A 21706-nucleotide genomic window follows, 5' to 3' on the forward strand; every position below is an offset into this window, starting at 1 on the left:
CCTCTCCCTAACTCATTTAGAATGATGTGGCATTAAAGACTTTAGACCTTTGCCAATCATCGTTCACAAATACAGAATCTCTAACTATGTTGCTACTAGCAGGTAATAACATTGTCCCCATTCCAGTTGGCCCCTTAACATACTCGATACCATCAGCTGTCGGCAATTCTTTTTCAGCTAATACTGTTTTTAATGGCTCAGAATATAGATAATGCTCTTGTTCTTTTAGATAGTAGTAACCTTTCTGAATTTCAGGATGCCAATTCTTGCTTGGATCTTTTCCATTCAAGGTACCTACCAAGAACTTCTTACCGTCAATATCTTGGACACTTGTTTCTACCCACAAGTCATTATCCTCTATAATGTAACTAATATTCTTATAAATTCCATCATATCCTTCAAAAGTTTGAGGTGTAGGAAGCTCTAGCTTAAAGTCTTCCGTTGGTGTACAGACCCCATCAAATACTTTCACTTCAGGTGAACGCCATACAATGTCTGTCCCCACCTTTTCAAAATAAGTTGTATCTAGATGAACTTTCACACTATCTACTTCACGACGTTTATAAACAACAACGTACTCTTCCCCTGGTGCAGGCTCTAATACTCCTGCCTGAGATGGAGACCAATCAATATAATTACTCTTTAATTTGAAGTCACCTGTTTTTAAAGTGTCGTTCCAAATGTGATATGTTACACTTCCGTTTTTTTTCTTACAAGAGACAATCTCGATAACCTCACTTAAAGGCAGTGGATCCATTCCATTAGCATCTGAACCTCTTACCATTTCAGCTGTAAAAAGTTCAGATGTTCTGTATGTAACTTCAAGAGGAAGATGTTTTCCATTCCAATCGATAGGAACAAAGGATTCATCAATTCTAACTCCATCCTTCTTATGAACAGAATCTTCAATAATAGAAATCTTATAAGGCATCGCATCTTCAAATTCTGCTTCAGGAGCTAATGCTGGCAGAATAATATTTGGAGGTATAATAATTGTATTACCTACTTTTAATTCCTCAATTGAATTATTAGCTGCCCTCAAATCCTGTACGTATATATCATATTTAGAAGCAATACTTTCCCATGTGTCACCATTTGCTACTACATATTCACGATCAAAATCCGAAAGAGTTGAAAGATTAAATTGTGTACGAACAAACTCCCCGCGGATATCATTGGCATTAATTATACCTGTATAAATCTTTTCTTCTGATGCCCAATCTACATACCCTCTTGGAGGAGTGTTCGGAACCTTGATACTTATTGGTTCACTTGAAAAGTCTGTAACGTTTAAGCCATGATTTTTATCATAAACTGAGTTATGACTAGATTTCTGTGTATAAACTGTACCGTTCTTAAATAATAGAGAAACATCGTCGTTCTTGGATGTGTTCGGAATTGTGATAAGCTGATCCTTTACCAATGTTGTATCTTCATTCAGCAGAATGTCCTTATTGCTTCCTTTAATTGCATTTACCGTCGTGTTATACATTTCAGCTACGTCATTTAATGTTTGTCCATTAATGACTTTGTGTACTTCGTTTGGCCATCCATTTTTAATGTAATAACGGTACTTAAGATTCGGCAATAAAAATGGTGTAAATGTAGAATCTAACTCTCTTTCGTAAGGTCTTAGATATTGAACCTTCCCTGCACCATATTGATAATGCATAAGGACTCCTGTTTTATCTCCAAATTCCAATTTCCTTTGTATAGCTTTTGCGATTACTTCATCAGATGCAGATGTAGATTTACCAGTTCTAGACCCTTTATTCTCCTCTGATTTAAGGTACAGCATAACATCCGAAGGTCTTCTTGTTTGGTCTGTAAGCTCATATTTTTGCTGAGCAGCAGTAATTTGTTGCTGATTAAATGGAATTTGATTTGAGATACTAGGATATTTGAATGGATAGTCACTAATTTTCTGAAGTGATTTTCTACCTGTACTTAAACCATCTACAGCAGATACATCTTTATTAATTATATTGACTACCTCTTTGTATAAAATATTTTGGTAAACATCTATAAGATCAACTATAGGTGTTCCCCTTGCTGAAGAACGTGTCATTTCTACAGTTAAGAAATATGGTTGAGGGGAGAACTTAATCGCTCGATCTTTTACATTCATTGGATTATCAATTACTTGAAGAAGGTTTCGAGGATCCTTCTGATTTGTTCTTGTTTTAGAGAAAATATAAGTTATCTTGGTATTACTTGCATCCTTCGGGGAGAATGCTTGTGTATCCCAACTTAATAGCGCAGTTGTCTTACTAAAATCGAACTTACTTCCTTCATTAATTGGGCCTAACGTTACACTATGGTTTGTGGCCTCACGTTTTAACCGAAGACGCTTTGTGTTTTGACGATAAGGTGCTGTTATTGGACCCCAGAATATGTTGTCTCGACTAGAAGAAGAACGAATATTCATTTCAGTACCAGCTGGTTGCTTCTGAATAAAACGTATCTTATCTACATGCTTGAATGACTTTCCAACACTTGTTGCCACCTGTGTCATATCAATTTTAACAGTGTAATCACCATTTTGGTCATATAATCCACTATCTTCTGAACGTAACTCAACCCTATCAACAATAGGGGAAGTTGCATTATCTGAAGATAATAAAATTATTTTTCCTTGAACGTAACGAACGTTTTTGTAAAGCGTTACGCTCTGTCCTATAGATAAATAATTCTGCCCTTGAATAAGTTTTTTGTTTAAAGTAATTGGCTCCCATTTCGACCATGTAGTTTTATTGGCAGAGGTACGAATCTCAATATTAAAATCACTTGTTCTTAATTTACCTCCCACAATGATTGCATCTGCTGTCGTATCAAGTGCTTTAATAATTACTTTGTAATCACCAAAACCGTAAGAGTCAAAAGCAATTTTATCTACCTTATTAGGGTTTGTTAGAGATAATGTATTGATTGACTTTGTTTGCTTCTCTACCCATTGGTATGCTTCTGCTACCAATTCTTCTTTATATAGCTTTGCTTCGATGTTCTGAGTACCCACATTTTGAAGGCGCACATGCACTTCTAAATTATCACCTGTAGCCACAAATTCTACAGGTGTATTAGCAGTTCTTGTTTTAATATCTTTTCCTGATACCGTCCATTTCGTTGAATCAATCCGTTTAAATTCCCTGCTTGTTGCTGCGTAAAACGTAGAAGGTAATTGTGCTTGGATTTTTGCATCAATATGATAGCTAAAAGGTTCTTGAGCATCAAATTCTTCTGTTAGATAATCTCCATAAAATGCTTTTAGTCGTCCATATAATGAACTAGAATAAAAGTTTCTTTGGTACTGTGCCAATCTGTGTCACCACCTTAAAAAAATAAGGGGGAGATTGCTCTCTCCCTATCGATATTTAACGTAAAATTGGAATGTATAAGCATCAAAACGCATGTAAGAATATGGGCCATACTCTGCCTCAGGGTGATAGAATGCAATTCCTTTAATCCACCCGTCACGTAATCCTTCACCAAACGACTTATTAAGAGAAATCCAGTGAGATTCACCTCGGTTGAAGTCTATTCTTTCAATTTTTTGATGATTAAACAATTGAGGTCCTTGAGATGCTGAAGGTAAATCCCATTTCCCTGCATAGTTGTGAGCCCATACATGAAGAAAACGACCATCATGTGGATATCCATGTTCAGTATTTCTTCTACGTATATAAAACTGAACATCTAGGATTTCTTTTCCCTGTAATTTTTGTCTCCAGTCATTATGATCAAGGAAGAACAAGCATTTATTATTACCCCATCTTGTTCCTTTTTTAACATAAAGACCGTCCTGTTTTTTGTTTTCAAGCTCTATCCATTCCCCATGAAACACTTCTCTATCATCGTACTCGTAACGCCATTCAGATGGATTTCTTACAACTCTACCGCTCTGCATTAAAATGACATAATTTGTACGCCATGTTCTACTTCCTACATTCTTTTGAACCTTCTCTAGAATTGGTCTTGGTTGTGTTTTACCACTAACAGTAGCCCAAGGTGATGCGCCCGCTCGGTTTACAGCTCTTACTTTTTCGACATATGTTGTATCTGGATTTAACCATTCATGAGGTGAGTCTAAGTTGTTCGTTCTTTGTATAGATGGGTTTGACCACCACGTAGGTAAATATTCATAATACTCAGCAGTAGGAACAGCATCCCAAACGAAATTCAGTTCGTGTTGTCCAGACCACGCCATACGAGGTTTTGGAGCTGCGGGAGGTTTTAACGGATCAATCTTTATATAATCTAAGATCCAAAACCAATCACTTACATGTCCATTTTTATCAAATACACGAACAGCATAATGGTAAACACCATCTACATTGCCCGTTACATTATGAACATAAGCTGTATTTGGGCCGTTGTAAATGTCGTAGTAAGACTGGGTAATCCACTGATTTGATAAATCGTATTGTTGAACACGTAGGTTATAACTTGCTACACCAAGGGGAACATTATCCACTTTGTAGGGTTTGTAGTAAGGCACTGATTGCTCTTTTCTTTTATCTACTGCAGAAACTCGTAAAACATAACGTGTTTCTTTTGAAGAAGAAAGATGTACAAAATTGATGTGATCCATTGGGATATTAATTTTTCTTCCAAATGATTCTACATCTTCTACTCGGTAAAATAATGTATGAGTACAAGCCTTATCAGTGAAACCAACCGCTAACTCAACCTTATAATACGAAACATCTTCTGAAAGTTCATTTAAAAAGTTAATCGTACATGTACCTGGTTTAAGATCTGAGGGTTGCCAGCTAACATCAACAGATAAATCCTCTTTACCATTATTATATGCACGTCCACTTTTTACATAAAGCGGTTCAAAACCTCCAAATGTTAGGTACACATTACTTGGTTCTCTTGGTGGAATTCTAATAAGACGGTCAAAGATTGTATATATCTTATGAATGTCTTGAGCCCCTAGACCATCTTCAATAAGTCTTTGAATTTCATCTCGATATGTATCTTCTTTTTTTGCAATTAACCATAGAATACTTTCGAGGTTTTCAAAATCGGTACGACTAGGAACAGTTTCACGAGTAAATAAAGCCAAAGCTTTTTCTAAGGCATCGTTTTCTTCTATAGAATCTACCACGTAATCCTCTAATACTGAGGCAGCATTTTCTCTAATCTCCTCAAAGTATTGACGAGTCCCGATGTATTCATATGCGTCTGGTCCATCTCGCCATACAAGTCCATCCTGTAAAAATACAGGTCCAAATTTAAATCTTTTTCTTCCACTAAAAGCAGTGGAGTCGTTAGCAGCTGTTACTTTTACTTCCCATTCATAAGTCTGCTCTAGGTCAAGAACACCCTGATGAAATGTTATGTCTGCTTGTTGATCTGTTCCTGTAGAGAAGGTAATAAGGGCTGTATTAGATCCCATTTTATATACCTTTACTTCTGCATTTTTCTGATAATCACCAGAGTTTTCTTTAATGAATGTCCATGAAAAAATCAATGAGGAAGGAACGTCTGGAGAAACGATGGAGTTAAAATTAGGAGATAATCCTTCTGGTCGTTTTGCCATTTACATAACATCCTTTCTTAGCGATCAAATACCGCTGGGTGAACTGGTTCAACAATCGCATAATCAAAACGAACTTTTACAGAAGATGTTGTAGCTAGTTTTCTAACACGTAGTTTTGTAGAACCGTCATGATTGAAGATCAAGTAGAATGTTTTATACTGTCCACTTGTATCAAAGTCTGTTCCGTTTAAAGTAGCTTTGTTAATAACTTGGTTTGTCTTTGAGTTAACTGCAGAAATCTCAACAACCGCATTAGAAGGAAGACTACTTGCTGATAATCTTACAATCGCAACATAACGACCGTAATGCATGCCATCTAATGGAGCATTTAACAGATCTGAAGCAGCAGTAGCACCACTTTCAATTGCTTTGTTTAATAATGTTTTTGAGTCAGCAACTGCAGTGTTACCAGTTGAAGATGCATCATTTGAATCAAACTCTCTTGTCCATCGAGTGTTTGTCTTCCCTAATACTTTCAACTCTGCATTTTGTGCAATCGTCCCACCTGTTGTTTCAGAAATCTTGTCATTAATCGCATCAGCTACTTTCGTATTTGAAGTTGATTCTACGTAGATGTCAGAACCGGTGATTCCCGTAGCAGTCTTTGTTAAATCAACGTTTGCCTTTGGAAGTTTACCCTGTACTTCTTGTGTAAGCATAATCTTCTCTGGCATACCAGGAATTCCTGAAGTGCTACCTAAGTGACGGTGTTGCTGAATTGTAGGATTTGTAGGCTTGTCCTTATCAAACTTCCATACTGGTCCACCGTATCGTTTATCGAATTCAGCATACCAATCATGAGTCTCAAGTGCGTCTATACGAGACTTAACGGTAGAAGTTCGTTTAAGGTTTAGTAGCACGTTTGGGTCTGTAATAGGTTTTCCGTTTACATCCTTTGGTGCAGCTGGCATTTGAGCTAATTCTCCTAGCATACGCTGTACTGCCATTACAGCATCTTGTAGAGAGTTTACATGCTCAGCCATATTATAATCTTTAAGGTTTGTCCATCTTTGCAGGTTGGGGTTCGATTTAGAACCACTTCGCTCGTCGAATAATTCTGGGAAACGAGTAAGAACTAAATCTGGGTAAACATTATTCCCAACTGCGTTTTGTACTGAGCCAGTTTCAGCCATATTTTATCCACTCCTTGTTAATTTGGTAGATTAAGAGATAAAGAACCTTCTCGGTTAACTCTTACTGATATACCTTGTGATCCTCTTGAGAATGATCCCTCTGTATCTATAACGGCAGAGAATGAACCTTTACCAAGAGTTACAGAACCGCTGTCTACTTCTACATCAGCTAACGTCGTTTGGGTCATTGTATTATTTAGAGTAAAGTCTTCATCTGTTGTTAATTTGTAAGACTGAGGCGTATCATTCTGATCGGTCCAATCCACTATAAGCTCTTCTAAAACAGGTGTCACTGTTCTATCAGCAGTTTTCATATCTACATGAATTTTAATTTGTGGCTCCTCATTATTATGAAGAGCATCTTCCCCGGTAACGATTTCCATACCAGGGGACGTATTGTCACTAAATGTATAACCATAACGATTGTCCCAAGTGATATGAGTTTGATATAGGAATTCACGTAAAGCTACTAATACGTAATGAAGCGGAATAATTTCAGAAGCCATTACTGTATATTTATAATCCTCTAAATCATACTCATCATTTGGTATTTTTCCTTTAGCAACTATCTTGTATTTGAATTGGATTTCTGGGTGATTCTCTTCAATTTGTTCCTCTGTTCCATGTAGTCCAACATAAGCTTTGAATTCTCGAACAGAAGACTCTTCTTTTGGAGCAGTTACTAATAAATCGTCACCGCTACCAATACCTGATTGTACTTCGTTATCTTTCCATGAAGCAGAGAAACCATCCCAGATATGAGGTAGATAATGAAACCCCATATTGTTTTCTTCAATACTACGCCAATAAGCTTCTCCCCAGTTCATATGATCCCAAGAGAAACCTAGATTGCTATTAATCTGATTTACGTATTGGATATATGTTTGAGAAGGTGTCCCATCTGTATTCATAAGTTTTGTTTGAACATACTTATCATCAGATAGCGAGCCTAATTCAACTTGAGATTTATCAATGCCAAGTTCTCTACTAATACCATTAATAATCCCTTTCTTTGTTGCTCCACCAGGATTCTTAAAGACATCTAAGATACGATTCTTAAAGTCTTCGTTTCTTTCACCTGGTAATCTAGAAATACCTAACAACATACCAAACTCGTCAAATACGTTCCAGATATGATGAAGCATATATTCATAATGAAGAGTATCTCCTACCTCAATTGCATCGAATGGTTTGAAGATATTATCCTTCATATAGTAATCCATTACTTTGATATACACATAACCTTCGATAGTATCAATCATGTAGGAGTTGTCGTCACTTTCAAAAAATATTCGCAAAGTATCAACTGGCATACAATCTCTTTTTACACCATCAATAACTAAACGAACGTGAAGATCTGGTGTTTCAACATCCACAACGTCACGAGTAGCAAGCGGAATCTTATAGCAGTAATCGGCTGTTTGTAAGTTTGCTGTACCGATGTACATGTTGTTCCAAGCTTGCTCTATGTAACGTTCAATCTCTGATAATTCAACACCAAATGCATCTAAAAATAAGGCCCCTATCGATTTCGGATCTTTGGCCATCTTCATCCATTGAGGAAGCATGGACATCATACTCGTTGTATGTTTGTTTAACAATGTGCCACCTACTTTCTATGCTACGTTAATTTTTCTTAAGAAGTATCGTTCTTCTAATGAAGGTTCTACATTCTTAATGAAGTACTCTTTTTCACCGACAACAAGTTTTTTAAATTCCATATCAAGAATTTGTTCGCTTGTTTCCATTACACGTTGAATAATTTCATTGATAATAATTGGAGAACCCATGTTTAATTGTTTCATGTATGCTCCAACATTTTGAACAACTTTATTGCGGATATGTTGTCTTTCAAGAGAAGTTGTTTTGGAGTGGAAAATTAAGTTGAGAGTAATGTCCACGGGATTGTATTCACTTGTTTTTACTTCTACATTCATGCCATAAGCAGCTACTTCAGATATAACGCTTTCTACACGAGTTAATAGATCGTTTTCAATTGGATAAACTTGAGGAGTAACATAACATGTAAACGAGCCTGTTCCTCTTGTAAATCTTTTAAACTGAGCATCAGCAACACCATCAATTCGTAGTGTTTTTAATCGTATAGCAATTAAATTTGCATTCTGTTCAACAGATACTTGATTAGAGATTCTTGCACGATAGTTATCGTCAGATTCGTCTCCATCACGAGTACAGTTTAACAGTTCACCAATAAGGTCTAAGTATCCACCTGTTGATGTTGAAATAAAGCCCATCTGAATAATTAATTCTAATTCATCATAGAAGGGACTAAATTCTTCTATCATTACTTCTGAAAACATTCGAGCAATGGAACCCGGACTTGTTTCAGTTATTCCACCTTCCGTTCGAAGTCGAGTTAAAACCGCTTCGAGCATTTCATCTTTTGATTTTCTCATTAACTGTTCACCTCATATTCTGATAACAAACCATGTTCTAAATTAAATAGAACTGGTATAACTAAATCTGCTATTTTTCTTCTAACAGTAATATAGAAGAGTATTTCGCTCGAATTAACAGGGACGGGTCTAACATTTAGATCACCAGGAAGTAGAAACTTGTCGCCAGTTAAACTTTTTTCAATTAGGGACTTTCCTAAGTCTCCTGTTTCTCTTGTGTTAGGAAGACCGATTAATTCCGATAAATCAGCCCCTATCTCCCGATGTATAAACCAGTCCGGATTGTCTGTTCTTAATCTATTGAGTATTACTTGCTTCTCGCTTAAGTAAGATACTTGCAATGGAATATCCCTTATTAATAATCCTTGTGAGCTATCTGTTGAGATATTTCCTACTGAATCGATATAGAGTAATTCATCAAAGTCATTGTAACTAGGAGAACCAAGCTCTAAATCCCCTTCAGGTGAAAAACGAAAATCGACTTTCATTCTTATCTCCTTCTTTCTAATACTTTTAGTAACTGCTTGCCTGCATCAAGTCGGTGGATAAGATAGTGACAGTTACCGCACAATACCGATAGATTAGTAGATCGATTGTTTTTCGATAGTTGTTTTCCATCCCATTCCTCGTATCCTTGTTCTTTTGCGGCTTCTACTAATTCTGTTATGTCTTGGCCCACCTTTATAGCCTTGCGAATTTGAATCTCCAACGCTTGCTGTTCTTGATAGTCGATATGATGAACTTCTACTAGAGAGTGCCCACAAATTTCACATCGATGACCATATGTTTCAAGGCCGATTAATCGATAGTCCATGACTAGCCTCCTCTCTTTATTCTTGAGGTTTCTATTCCTAGATCCTCAATCATAGATGTAACTTTTTCATCGTAATAGTGCTTTCTCTTTTGCTCTTGGAACAAGGGGACATTAATATTGCTTGGCCCATCTTGCAACATAGAAACCATTGAAGCTTTTGGAATATTTCTCTTTTCTCCTACCTTATCGCCATAATACAGATAAGGATTTAGGTTGTGATTATTCCAAATGAATCCGTATGGTTTTGTATGCATCCTCATTTCCTTTGTAGCAAAATGAATACTGTCACCATAAAAAATGATTCCATTATCTTTAGCATCCAATCGGATACCTGTGTCTTCATTCACAAACATTTCAATTGAACCATCATCGCAGAGTTTAAAGGTTGAACCTGTAACTGGATGTTTAAGTGCAATTTCGTCTTCACTGATAAATTGCCAGTTCTCCAATTCCTTTTCTAAACTCTTAGTTTTGAAGTTAACAAGTTCATTTTGCAGTACTTGTCGCCAATAAGGGTAATGAATGTCCTTATCTCCATCTCCATATGTCTTGTTTACATATGCTTCATTCATCGGAATCCTCCTTTCTAAAAAATACGGGATTGACGAATTGTTCTTCCACCGTATGGGCTTAGATAATTTTCATCACTATGATTTGCCTTGTACACTGTAGATATATAAGGTGACTCTTTTGATTTGTTTTTAAAAGAGATAGAAACCCTGTCACCATTTTTAACAGCTTGTGTAAATACGCCATCCCCATCTTTAGGTAAAGATACGTTTTTCATTGTTCGTAAAGCATGACTGTTTTCATCGGAGTATACTACTTCACATGTTAGTTTCGTATAATCCACTTGAATCACATAGCCTTCAATTGTTCCTTGTAATCTATTTAAAGACGGTACAACTACTTTACTGTAAATAGATTGGTGAATTGGACTGTTGAAATTCATTGAGTCACCCACTTTCCTGGTCCACCATAGATAGGAACTCCATCATATTTAATGTCTTTCCCTTTTGGAGCAATATCTATATGAATGAACCCTTTATTGTTTTCGAAGTCTCCACCAATCGCGATCGATCTCACACCTAATTGCCATGCACAGTCAGCAATTTCTCTTACTTCGTCTATGCTTCTGACAAGAATATCAATTGCACAACCTGCCTCATGAGGTGAAAGTTGACCAGGGTTACTAAAGCGGAAACCACTAATAACCTCAAAATAAGGTTTTTGTGTTTTCAAAAGCAAGCTTTCAAACAACCTTTTTGCGTCTGGAGAATAAAGATTCCCTTCATGACCATCATATTTTTCACTATGAATAAATCTTTCCTTATTTAAGGGAACCATTTTTTCATACTTGGTAGTTCGAGCCCAACCAACACGGTTAAGGAGAAAGTACTCTCTTGTCATGTCACCCTTCTTAAGAGAATCCCCTATGAATTGAACTGGCAGGTATGGGAAAGAGCTTCTGTATGTCTGATCAATTAGTTTTTCTTCTTCTGATAATTCTGCTCCATCCTTCTCATAAAGAGCATGCATTGGTTTTTCATTACCTTCTTCTTTCTCATCCGCTTTTGCTGAGAAGCTAGCCTTAGGTGTAATAGAATTTACTTGAATAGCTGAGGCGCTGCCTCGAATATCAACATAATCTTCGGGGTTCTTTGTAGTTCCTCTTCTGTTATTAACAAAGTCTGTACAAACCTCAAAGTGTAAATGGACACCGAAAGACTGACCTTGTTGCCCCATCATCGCAATATGTTGACCTCTTTTAACCGTATCGCCTGTTTTTACTCGTAATGTATCAGGATGCATATGTCCATAAATCGTATACAAATCATCTTTATGCTTAATAACGATCCAAGTACCAAATCCTCCTACACCGCTTCTGGCTTGCAAAACAACTCCATCACCTGCAGACAGTATCTTGCAGTTTGTATCGCCACGAGTATTAGGAGCTAAATCCACTCCATTATGGTTTGCTCCATCACGAGGTCCCATAACAGAAGTAAATCTATATGATTTTGGTTCTGCAGGAACGCCTAGTTCGCCCGAACCTGTGAAGTTACCAACTCCTCCCTCAGGTTCTTTTACTGCGTTCCCTTGGTCTTCAGGCTTTTTACTACCATCGGATACTTCTACTTCTTCTTCCTCTTCATCATTAGTTTTAGGAAGTTCAAATTTAGCAAGGTACTCTTTTCTTTTTTGATACTCTTCCTTACCCGCTTTAATTTTCTTCTTATATGATTCGAGATTATAGGTTTCTTTGTTTGTAGCCATAACTAAAATCACCCGCCCTTAATGTACCTGGTCCTTGATAAAATGGTAGATTATCATATCCCCAAGCTGATTCAGGACCAATATCAACATGAACAAACTTAGGACCAACCGCAATAGCTCGGAATCCTGTTAACCATGCAGTATCAGCTATATAAATTGCTTCTTCTGTTGAATCAGCATATATGTCCATAGAAATACCAATAGAATGAGAAGACTCTCCATCAGAAGGATCAAACCCTCTAGCTATTCTTAAGATTTTGTATCCAAGTCGATCTTTAAGAAGACGGAAAGCTTGTCTTGCTTCACTTGTGTAGAAATTCTCTTGAGGACCATTTAGATGAATAAACTCATGTGGAGGTAATGGGGAGTAATTTTTCTTCATGTCATAACTGGATGACAGTTTAAAGTCTTCCACATAGTTTGACCTTGGGTACTTTGGAGCAATAATTCTGCTCTCTTTTAATTGTGCAGTAGGGATACTTATCTTCGTTGCAAAATTTCTAGCGTGTTCTAATTCATCTTCTGTTGGTGGTAGCCTGAATGGTGTATCCATGACATCTTCTATTATCGGATCTTGAGAAAGGTCACAGCCTGCTGCATAATTCGCTTCAATATCTGAATCTGATACAGGTACTGATTGAGCAGAGAACTCACTTATTTTTGCCTTTCCTGTAACTAGATTCATGAACCAAGTTTTATCTACTCCACTACCAGGACAACTTTTTGGTTCTTGGCCATTAATTAATCCTTCACGGTGAAACTTTACACCATTTGCTTTCATAGCAAAGTACTTAGCGATAGCAACAGCGGACTCCAACTGTTTACCTTGCAATTTATCTTTACCTATATCAAAGTTACCTATCATTTCATACATCGCGGGATGATTAGAAGCTGTACCGTTATATCCTGTTGCACTACATGGAACAGATGCAATATCACGTCCAAGAATTACTTGTCCATCCACACCAATAGTGAAGTGTTGCGCGATATTATCCCAACCTCGGGTTATTGTATGGAATTTTTTCATGTCATCGTTTAGTTTGGTTAGTGTTTGACCTTTAGCCTTTGTATGGTCTGGATCATAGGTGTGGTGGACATAGATACCATTAATCATACTAGTGTCTACAGTGTTCAAAAACTTAACTACTTCATCACCACTTGCAAATATTTTTCCGTATTCCCATTTTCCGCCTGTTCCTTTACCACCAGCGGATGATGAACTTCCACCACCACTACCGCCACCAGATAAAACATCCAGAGTTAACATTGTATCTGTGTATGCGTCTCTTCCAAAACCTTTATACATTGCAACTACTTGGTTCGCATAAACATATCCACCACGATAAACCTTATTTTTCCCGTCAAAAGGCACACTGAAACCGTTATATAACCAAGCAACCCCATGACCGTTTTGTTTTAACTCAAATCCTTTACTCTTAAATTCTGCATATGGATTTTTACCCCTAGAGATAACGCCTCCAGCATAATTATGCTTATCTTTAAGAATCATGCATCCTACATAGATATTATAGACTGGATCACTGCATGCTCTTCCAAAGTCTAACTTTAGATTTCCAGTAATATCCTTTTCTGTTTGCATCAACCCAACACAGTTAGAAGAGTTTGGGGTCGAATCGTGTACTCCACCGGATTCCGTTGCCATAATTACTTTAACCAATAGAGGATTTACACCAGCTTTTGCTGCTTGTTCTTTAATATGCTGATTCCATTTATCAGTACCAGCTATCTTACCTTTAATTCCATTTTGGTATACTCCTCCGTTTAGAAGTTTGTCGGTGTAAACATCTGGTCCAGTATACTGAGCAACCGTAGGCAATTCTCCATTGAAGTTTACTGAACCGCCACCACCTGATACTGCAACTTCTCCGCCTCCATCTTTTGGCTTGTCTTTTTTCTTTTTAAGTGAGAAACCCTCTAGAAACTTCTTACGTTCCGCATATACTTCTTTCGCTGCTTTTATTTTCTTTATATACAATTCGATATTATATGTTTGTTTGTCTTTTTGTGCCATATAGCTATTCCTCCTTATTTTGATAAACTAACCATTTATTTTGATTTTCGCTATAGTTAACACAGAAAAAGAAGAGGCTATGCCTCTTCTTTCGTTATATTATTGCTGTTTCTTGGCTAACTCATTAAGTTGATGAGCTTTCTCAGTTTTTGCATATACACCTTCTTCCCCCCCTGAATCGGTAAAGAAGTTAGCTATTTCTATAAATGCGTTACCGAAGAACTCTGCATCCTCATCGTCATGGAATAATGTTGCATTGAACATCTTATCATATCGACCTGGTGCATCACCATAAATCATACCTGCATGGTTATTAATACCTGCTGTTAATTCTTTCCCTCTATAAGTTAATGGCATTGCCACAACACATTGAAGGTTTTCCTTAAAACGGCGATAGTGTTCAAACAACATTTCCGTACCAATCCATATTGCTGAATTAACAATGAATCCTAGTGGTGTGAAAGAAGCTGCTCCTCGAAGCGAATTCACTACTCCTTTACCAATCTTTGCTATATCATTAGAGCTTGATAAAATCTTTGCAAAAGCTGTTCCTGATTGCAAAATAGCCTTTTTACTTGTGTTTTGGATAAATCTTATTTTATCTTTTACTTTGCCTGTGACTTTTTGTAAGTTTTTATTTGCTTCTTCAATTTCTGTTGCTAGTTTCTGCTGGAGAGCTTTAACATCACCATCTTCTTTAGAGATGATCTCATCAAGTGTTTTTAGGATTTTATCCATATCCCCATTATTATTTGCCATCCTTACAGTATGTCTGAAACCTTTTGTTGATACCCATTTTCCTACATTAGCAGGGATATTCTTAGACTTTGTGATCCACTTGCTTAGGTTTCTTCCGGCTTTATTTGCTGCAGCACGTATTGCCAGCGTAGCAGCTATTGACTGCCCAAAACCCGCATACCACTTACCCATTTCAATAATTACTTGGTCATCGTTTACTACCAATAAATCTGGTTCGATAGAAGTAATGAATCCTGTTTCCATACTGAAATGATGTGTTACTGATTTAATTAAAGCATTTCCTTGCATGTCACTAATTTCATCATTAATATACATCATGTCATACGGTTTAGCAGTAGGATCTCCTAATACTAATAGATTTCCTTTATACATATCTTTCATACTATCTCTAAGTGTAGAGTGTCCGAAGTATGTGGCCATGACTTCCGAGGTATAAAAGTCTCCAAACTTTGCTACAATGTCTGCTTCTACTACTCTTGTTTTTTGCTTGTCAAAACGAATATCCGCATCTGCATACAGTACAGGCGTTTGTTTTCCGTCATAGTTCACAATAACATTTGTGAAAACATTATCCTCACTAGCTTTAATATTATTTTCAATAATATCATAAGCCGACATGTAAAATTTATTTTGCATATATGGTCGTCTTGCCTCACCTATAAGGTATCTTTTCCATGTTTTATTTGCGGCATCAAATTCATATCGAGAATCATAATCAAATGCACAGCGCCAATATGGTTTTCCAAAGAATAATGTGGAGCGTAATTCAAATGGATGAACAGCGGCCATATAGTCTGGAGTCGAATATGCAATTGTTTGAATAATATCCCAAACTGTATTGTTATAGAATTTAATAACTATGTTATCTTCATCACCAGGGTTAAAAATCTTAAACTTATTTTCCCATAGACGTTTCCAGCTAAAATCTTCGAAAATATTATTTCGCTCGCCGTTAGGATGTAACCATTGTGAGAATGTGGGGGTTCCATTAGAAGAATATATATTTTGAGCAACTTCTCCATACTCATCGTTGAACCATAATAGATTACCCAAGGGTTTTGAATCGGTTGAACTACTTGAGTTTACATCGAATGGTTGACCAAAGTGCATGATTCCTAGTGGATTGTCTTTAAACAACCGTTCATCTACTACGCCATTCATAAAGTCTTTGAACCAACTTCCTTTTGAGCTCATAAAGCTACAAATTAAATCTCTTGGTTCAGTTACTTGGAATAATCCATCATTATTATCATCAGGATCACCAGATACAACGTTTCCTAATTCAATTCCGTCACCTTGAGCAACGATTTCAATTACGTCACCAATCTGAAGTTCTGAAATCGTACCATTGAATACAATTGGTAAAGCACTAGCTGTAGACCCATATCCCATTCTTAAATGGATACGCGCTCCTGTTTCTATGAAGAGATTCTTATTAACTTCATTTTCTTTTTTCTCAATTAAATCTTGAGGTATTTCATTCCAAACATAATTATCCCAAAATTTTAACTCACGATCCACATAGTCCACATCCGTACGTCGAGTTGTTAAGTTAGAATAAACATTAGTCATTGAGATGACTGCTGTATCTGCAGCTATTTTACGAGAACGGTGAACATCAATACTTTTAATAGCATTGAATCCGTACATGTTATCCCAGAATTTATACTTCCCGAAATAAGCACCTTCATGGATAATAAACATCTGGAAACCTGGGAACGCACGAAGCATTCTTCCACGTTGATCATGGTACCTTAAATCATAGAACATTTCTTCATAAAGTACACGCGGATCAACATCATTATACAAACGAGTATCTGTGGCTTGTGTTGAAGCAGTAGCTGTTTCATTAACACCACGAATTGCCTCGTAAAGCTTTGTAGCCTTCTTCATGATTTCTTGAGAATATTTATAACCATTTTTGTCTGCTCTAGGTCCCGATACCTTGTCTGTAAGACCATCAACAAATTCACCAGATTTGCCACCAGTTACCCAGTTCAGTGGATTATATTTCGATCCAGCAACTCCATCTACAACCTTCTCAAACATGCTATCATTCTGTTTTAGTTCGTATAAGAACTTCAGATGTTTTTCATAAGTAGTGTACAATGATTCCTTATCCATTTTTTCAAGGTGTACTTTCATTACCTTCTTAATTTCTTTCTTATTAGAATCAACTTTTAAGTTATTTTCTTTTAATACTGATAAATCATAGTATTCAAGTTCAAGAAGTTTATCAACATAGTCATCTTTGTTTCCATTACCAATTGTAATGAACTCGTCCATACTTAAATTTGCATATGTCTTATACACATCTTTATTGTAACCACTAAATGTATTAAATGGCTTAGTCGCATAATGATTAAATCGGTTCATAACGCCGCTTGCCATAGAGTTATCTTCGATGTCTTTAGCCGTTTTAATTGTTGCATCCGGCTTTTCATATAGAGCAAACATTCCATCCCAAGGGCGACAATAAGCTTCAAAATTCATATAGTCTTTATCTAACTTAATCAACTTCTCGTAATGTTCTGCGAGTTGCTTAACTGCTGTTTGTAAATTGTATCTCCAGTTATACATCAAGCGTTTTACTTCATCAACCTTCATGTCGGCTGAAGAAACATCTACTTGAGCTAATCCTACACGTCCGGATTTACTTACAGAAGGTTTTGTTCCTTTGAAATGCTTCCACTGACTTGTTTTATCAAGGAATGCTTTCATAAGTGTCATGAATCTCTCTTTTGTGATTTTTAAATCTGTTTTGTGGAAATCATTCGACTTAATACGTTCTGATTTTTGCGGTGATTTAATAGTGTCTTTTTGGATTAGCTTAGTAACACTAGTCATATCAGAATTGTGTAGCTTATTACGATTTGCTTCAAAACTTGCAGAATAAAGAGCATCTGCAGGTTCATAAGAAACCAGTTTTTTAGATGAATCTGCATCTTTTAAATCTCCACGACACTCTTCAATGAATTCAGGGGCTGAATAGTACTTCTTGAAATACTTATCAACTAAACTATTAAGCTCTTGGTAGATAAGCGCTTCATCACCACTAGGGTCTTTAGCCAACGTACCATAATCATTTCCACCATCAGGGAAAAGTGTTTTCCATTCTTCCATAGTTGGGAAGGTTTCGTACGCAAATTTATCATCTTTTTTCTCTGTTAAAAACTTTTGAACTTCTGCGTTCTTTACTGCAGCAGTACCACTTTGATCTGCTATAACAGTTCCTGCTGATGTATTTGGTGTATCATATTTCACAGTTTCTAACGCTTTGCCCCAACTAAACTTCCAATCAAGGGGCTCTACACCTTCAGTATCTTGCATTTCCTTAAGTTTTTTCCAGTCTTCTTCGGTAGTATCAAACAGTTTTTCAGACATATTGCTTGTATAAGCAGCTACACCTGTAGCATCAAACATGTTTACCTGATGATTTCCGTTGTATGACTCTTCAATTAACTGTCTTAACGTGCTACCTGTAGAGAAATAGAAGTCTGGGTCAAGATATGTTCCTTTTGTTAGATTTTGATACTCTGTTACCCCTGCATCCATCTCTGGTAATACAGCATTAATTTCAGCGTAAGTTGGGAGTTCCATATCTGGATAAACTTCCAGTTTGTGAAGTCTAGCTTCAATCAAACGGTCATTCATAAATGCCATTTTATTAGCCTTTAGCTTTTCAGAATCCATATGTTTACTGTTACCAGGTAAATCTTTTAGTTCCTCACTTTGACGTTGTGTCTTATTAAACCCAATACCTTGAAGCATAATTTGATATCTTCCAGGATAGTTAGGAACTGTATTTACAGAAATACCTTCAAACATTACATATCGAATACCAAATAATTGTGCAAGATCGTTTTCAATACCAATATATCCGTTTGTAATACCCTGATTATATGTCTTAGCGTAGTAATCAGAAATCGCAATAAGATTATTAAAATCTCTTGCACCACCTTCATCAACTTCTAAGATTAAATCAATATATGGGTCTCCACCTCCCATAAATTGTAAAGTTGCAGATTCACTGGATTGAACATTAGACATGCTAAACTCATTTGAGAAACGAGCATTGATAGAAATGGGGATAAATCCCCCAGATATTGGGTACTCTTTCATTGGAATCACAAGTTCAGTAGCTTCAATAATTTTCATATTTTCATTGAAAGCATCCTCGTACTTGTTTATTTCTTCTTCCATCGCTTTTGTACCATTAGCAATTTTTTTCAATGTCTCTATCACACTAGACTCAGCAGGAATACAGAATTTTCCTTTTGCATAAAACTTCTTGAATTGACTTTCAAGAAGTTTTTGGTTACCTGCATCTTTAAGTTTCTTTAAGATAATAAGACCGCTTTCTTCTTTTCCCTTGTATTGTTCTTCTGAATAATCCACTGGAGGGTCTTCATCATAGTAATTGAGTATTGCGGATACATCCGACCAATCAAATCGAGTCTTAAAGTATACACGAGATTGATATGGGATAAAGATTTCCTGGTCAACAAGATTGACAAACGAACCTTTGTATTTACCATCATAAATTTCAGAAAACATTTCCGCTCCTTTAACTAGAACATTTTCTGCTTTTTCTGTTTTTAATTTGTATTTCTTTTGGAGTTCTTTGACCATGTACCAATAGTTAACATCACCAAAACCTTTTCGAAGGTCATCAATAATCATTTCTTCCTCAAACTTAGAATCTTTATAACGTTTATACTGATCCAAGATTTCGTTAACAACAGATGCATCTGCTTTTTTATTTTTGTAATCCTGATTCTTTGTCTTTAAATCACTTCGTCTTTGCTCTGGAGAATCTGCATTTTTCATATAATCAATAGCGTGCTTTCGTGTAGATAGGATAGTTTCATCAGCAAGAGTGAATTTGATATCACTTTTAATTGGACCTTCTAACCCTTTGAAGAAACGATACTTGTCTCCACGATTCGATAGAGATTGATTATAATACCATCTTAACATTGGATAATTTATAGAGTCTCCCAATGTGCTTTTATCCATTAAGTATGCTTCTGAATTAAATTCAACAAGCGTTAACTTGGCGATTAAGGACTCTGGGAAATTAGGGACTGTTGTTACTTCAATATTCATTAAAGCTACATCACGAATACCTAACACATCATTAATGTAGTAGTTATCAATTGGAAGAAACGGCGCTTTAGAAAATTGTCCAAGTAATGGTCTAAGTCCATCGACATAGAAGTGCTTAGCTTCTTCTCCTTTTGCATATTCTTTCTTCCACGGATATTTCTTACCATTAATTGATTCAATATCGTGGAAATAAAGATCCATACTTAAAGTAGTAAGTGTTTGACCACTGTTAACTAATACAGAGGATTTTGTACGAAGTGCTTTTATTTTTGAGATATTCGAAGTTTTGTTTATCTCAATAGAAGTAGGCGGTATTGTAAGGATAACATCCCCAATCCTAACCTTTGAATGTCTTTTTAAATCATCTATTGTTTTTATTCCATCTGTAAAAACAGGCAATCTATCATCGTAAGGACTAAAGAAATTTAGCGCGTTATCAATTGGGCCTGTTGTACCTTTGATGTTGCTTGTTTCAGGATTGAAGTCTTCATCATACGGTTTGTCACTACTAATATCAGGAGTACTATCTCCATTATTTGAGCCTGCTGAAGGAGTACCAACTCCTATACTATATGCTTTTAAACCTAATTCAGCAATCCAATACCACGGATTAAGAACTGTTAAAGTGTTGGCAGACTCAAACGGATAGAGACCGAGAGGAATATGCGGGAATTGCTCAGATTTGGTTACTAAAAGGGATTTGTTTACATGAACAAATGTTATATCTTTCTTTTCATCTTGCTTAACCTTATCTAGCAAAATATCAGCACTTTTCTCATTTGTTGCATAAATATCAGCTATATAAAAACCAGCTTTTTTATCCATTAAAGGTGCATCTCCACCTTTTTTACGGTCAAAATGAATAAGGACAAGTGGTTTTTGAGCTGCTTCTCCCCCCAAGATTTCCTTGTTGTATTTATACGCTTCTTCTCCAATCGTGTACATATCCTGCATTGTAACCCCATATATTTTTCCTAACTTAGTATTTCTAGGGTTTTTGTAGGACTCTGCTCCCGGTTGAAATATTTCGGGTGTTTCTACACCGTTATATCGAATTGTAATTGTTTGTTCTACTTTCAAATAATCGGATAAAAAATTAGATAATTTTACTAACTTCACATCAATTGTATCACCGTCTATAACTTTTTCTAATCTTCCAACCGCAATGTAGTCTGAAGAAGCAATTTTCTCTTCACGTCTCTCCATTACATTAAAGGATTCACTATTTTCTTCTACCTTTTGCTGAGCTAATTCTAACGGGTTAGAGCGCACTTTTTTTTCGTAGTAAAAACGAGCATTTGATAATAGCCTATGAGAATTGTAACCACAATCCAGATAAACAATTTGGTCACGCATCATTATGACTTCCATCTCTCTATTATTCTCAATTGAATAAAAACTAATGTCTACGGGGTACCGAGATACTTTCTTTTCGACTTCTGAAAGGAACACACTAAATCTTGGGCTTGCAGTTACATTCCCTTTGTCACCTACATTAATAAATGTGTAGTTTTCATTTATGTATATACCAACACGCCAAGGCGCATTTTTTCTAACTCTTGTTAGAGAGGTAATTAATATTTTTTCTTTCAATCTGGTCACCTCTTTTTCTGTATTAAA

12 protein-coding genes are annotated in these 21706 nt (G+C 36.3%); all 12 read right to left on the reverse strand.

Annotated features, from left to right (window positions below; all coding sequences use genetic code 11):
• Positions 1-16: 16 nt before the first annotated feature.
• Entirely contained in the window at positions 17-3316 is a 3300-nt protein-coding gene (locus C3Y97_RS17540) for a LysM peptidoglycan-binding domain-containing protein (RefSeq protein WP_136363577.1), read from the reverse strand.
• 45 nt (positions 3317-3361) lie between these two features.
• Complete coding sequence (locus C3Y97_RS17545; protein WP_136363578.1) at positions 3362-5545, reverse strand: glycoside hydrolase family 78 protein; 2184 nt, start codon at positions 5543-5545, stop codon at positions 3362-3364.
• Positions 5546-5562: 17 nt separating this feature from the next.
• Positions 5563-6678, reverse strand: a complete 1116-nt coding sequence (locus C3Y97_RS17550; RefSeq protein ID WP_000852185.1) for a hypothetical protein — start codon at positions 6676-6678, stop codon at positions 5563-5565.
• Positions 6679-6695: 17 nt separating this feature from the next.
• Positions 6696-8279 (reverse strand): hypothetical protein, encoded by a 1584-nt coding sequence (locus C3Y97_RS17555; protein ID WP_000932581.1) that lies wholly within the window; start codon positions 8277-8279, stop codon positions 6696-6698.
• Between the two features lie 15 nt (positions 8280-8294).
• Positions 8295-9095, reverse strand: coding sequence for a baseplate J/gp47 family protein (locus C3Y97_RS17560; protein ID WP_001232165.1), 801 nt, complete (start codon positions 9093-9095; stop codon positions 8295-8297).
• The gene (locus C3Y97_RS17565; RefSeq protein ID WP_065845290.1) at positions 9095-9583 is read right to left on the reverse strand and encodes a hypothetical protein; all 489 of its coding nucleotides are present in this window, start codon (positions 9581-9583) and stop codon (positions 9095-9097) included. Before C3Y97_RS17565 ends, C3Y97_RS17560 begins: the two co-directional genes overlap by 1 nt.
• A 2-nt stretch (positions 9584-9585) precedes the next feature.
• A complete protein-coding gene (locus tag C3Y97_RS17570; protein ID WP_000386570.1) occupies positions 9586-9909 on the reverse strand; it encodes a hypothetical protein in 324 nt (107 codons plus the stop codon).
• Between the two features lie 2 nt (positions 9910-9911).
• Positions 9912-10481, reverse strand: coding sequence for a hypothetical protein (locus C3Y97_RS17575; RefSeq protein ID WP_001001213.1), 570 nt, complete (start codon positions 10479-10481; stop codon positions 9912-9914).
• A 14-nt stretch (positions 10482-10495) separates the two neighbouring features.
• A complete protein-coding gene (locus C3Y97_RS17580) occupies positions 10496-10861 on the reverse strand; it encodes a hypothetical protein (RefSeq protein WP_001010564.1) in 366 nt (121 codons plus the stop codon).
• The gene (locus C3Y97_RS17585; protein ID WP_065845289.1) at positions 10858-12186 is read right to left on the reverse strand and encodes a M23 family metallopeptidase; all 1329 of its coding nucleotides are present in this window, start codon (positions 12184-12186) and stop codon (positions 10858-10860) included. Before C3Y97_RS17585 ends, C3Y97_RS17580 begins: the two co-directional genes overlap by 4 nt.
• Complete coding sequence (locus C3Y97_RS17590) at positions 12161-14218, reverse strand: transglycosylase SLT domain-containing protein (RefSeq protein ID WP_136363579.1); 2058 nt, start codon at positions 14216-14218, stop codon at positions 12161-12163. Before C3Y97_RS17590 ends, C3Y97_RS17585 begins: the two co-directional genes overlap by 26 nt.
• Before the next feature lie 99 nt (positions 14219-14317).
• Positions 14318-21679 (reverse strand): nuclease, encoded by a 7362-nt coding sequence (locus C3Y97_RS17595; protein ID WP_136363580.1) that lies wholly within the window; start codon positions 21677-21679, stop codon positions 14318-14320.
• Positions 21680-21706 lie beyond the last annotated feature (27 nt).

This window comes from Bacillus sp. DU-106, assembly GCF_004799705.1.
GTDB classification, from domain to species: Bacteria; Bacillota; Bacilli; order Bacillales; family Bacillaceae_G; genus Bacillus_A; species Bacillus_A cereus.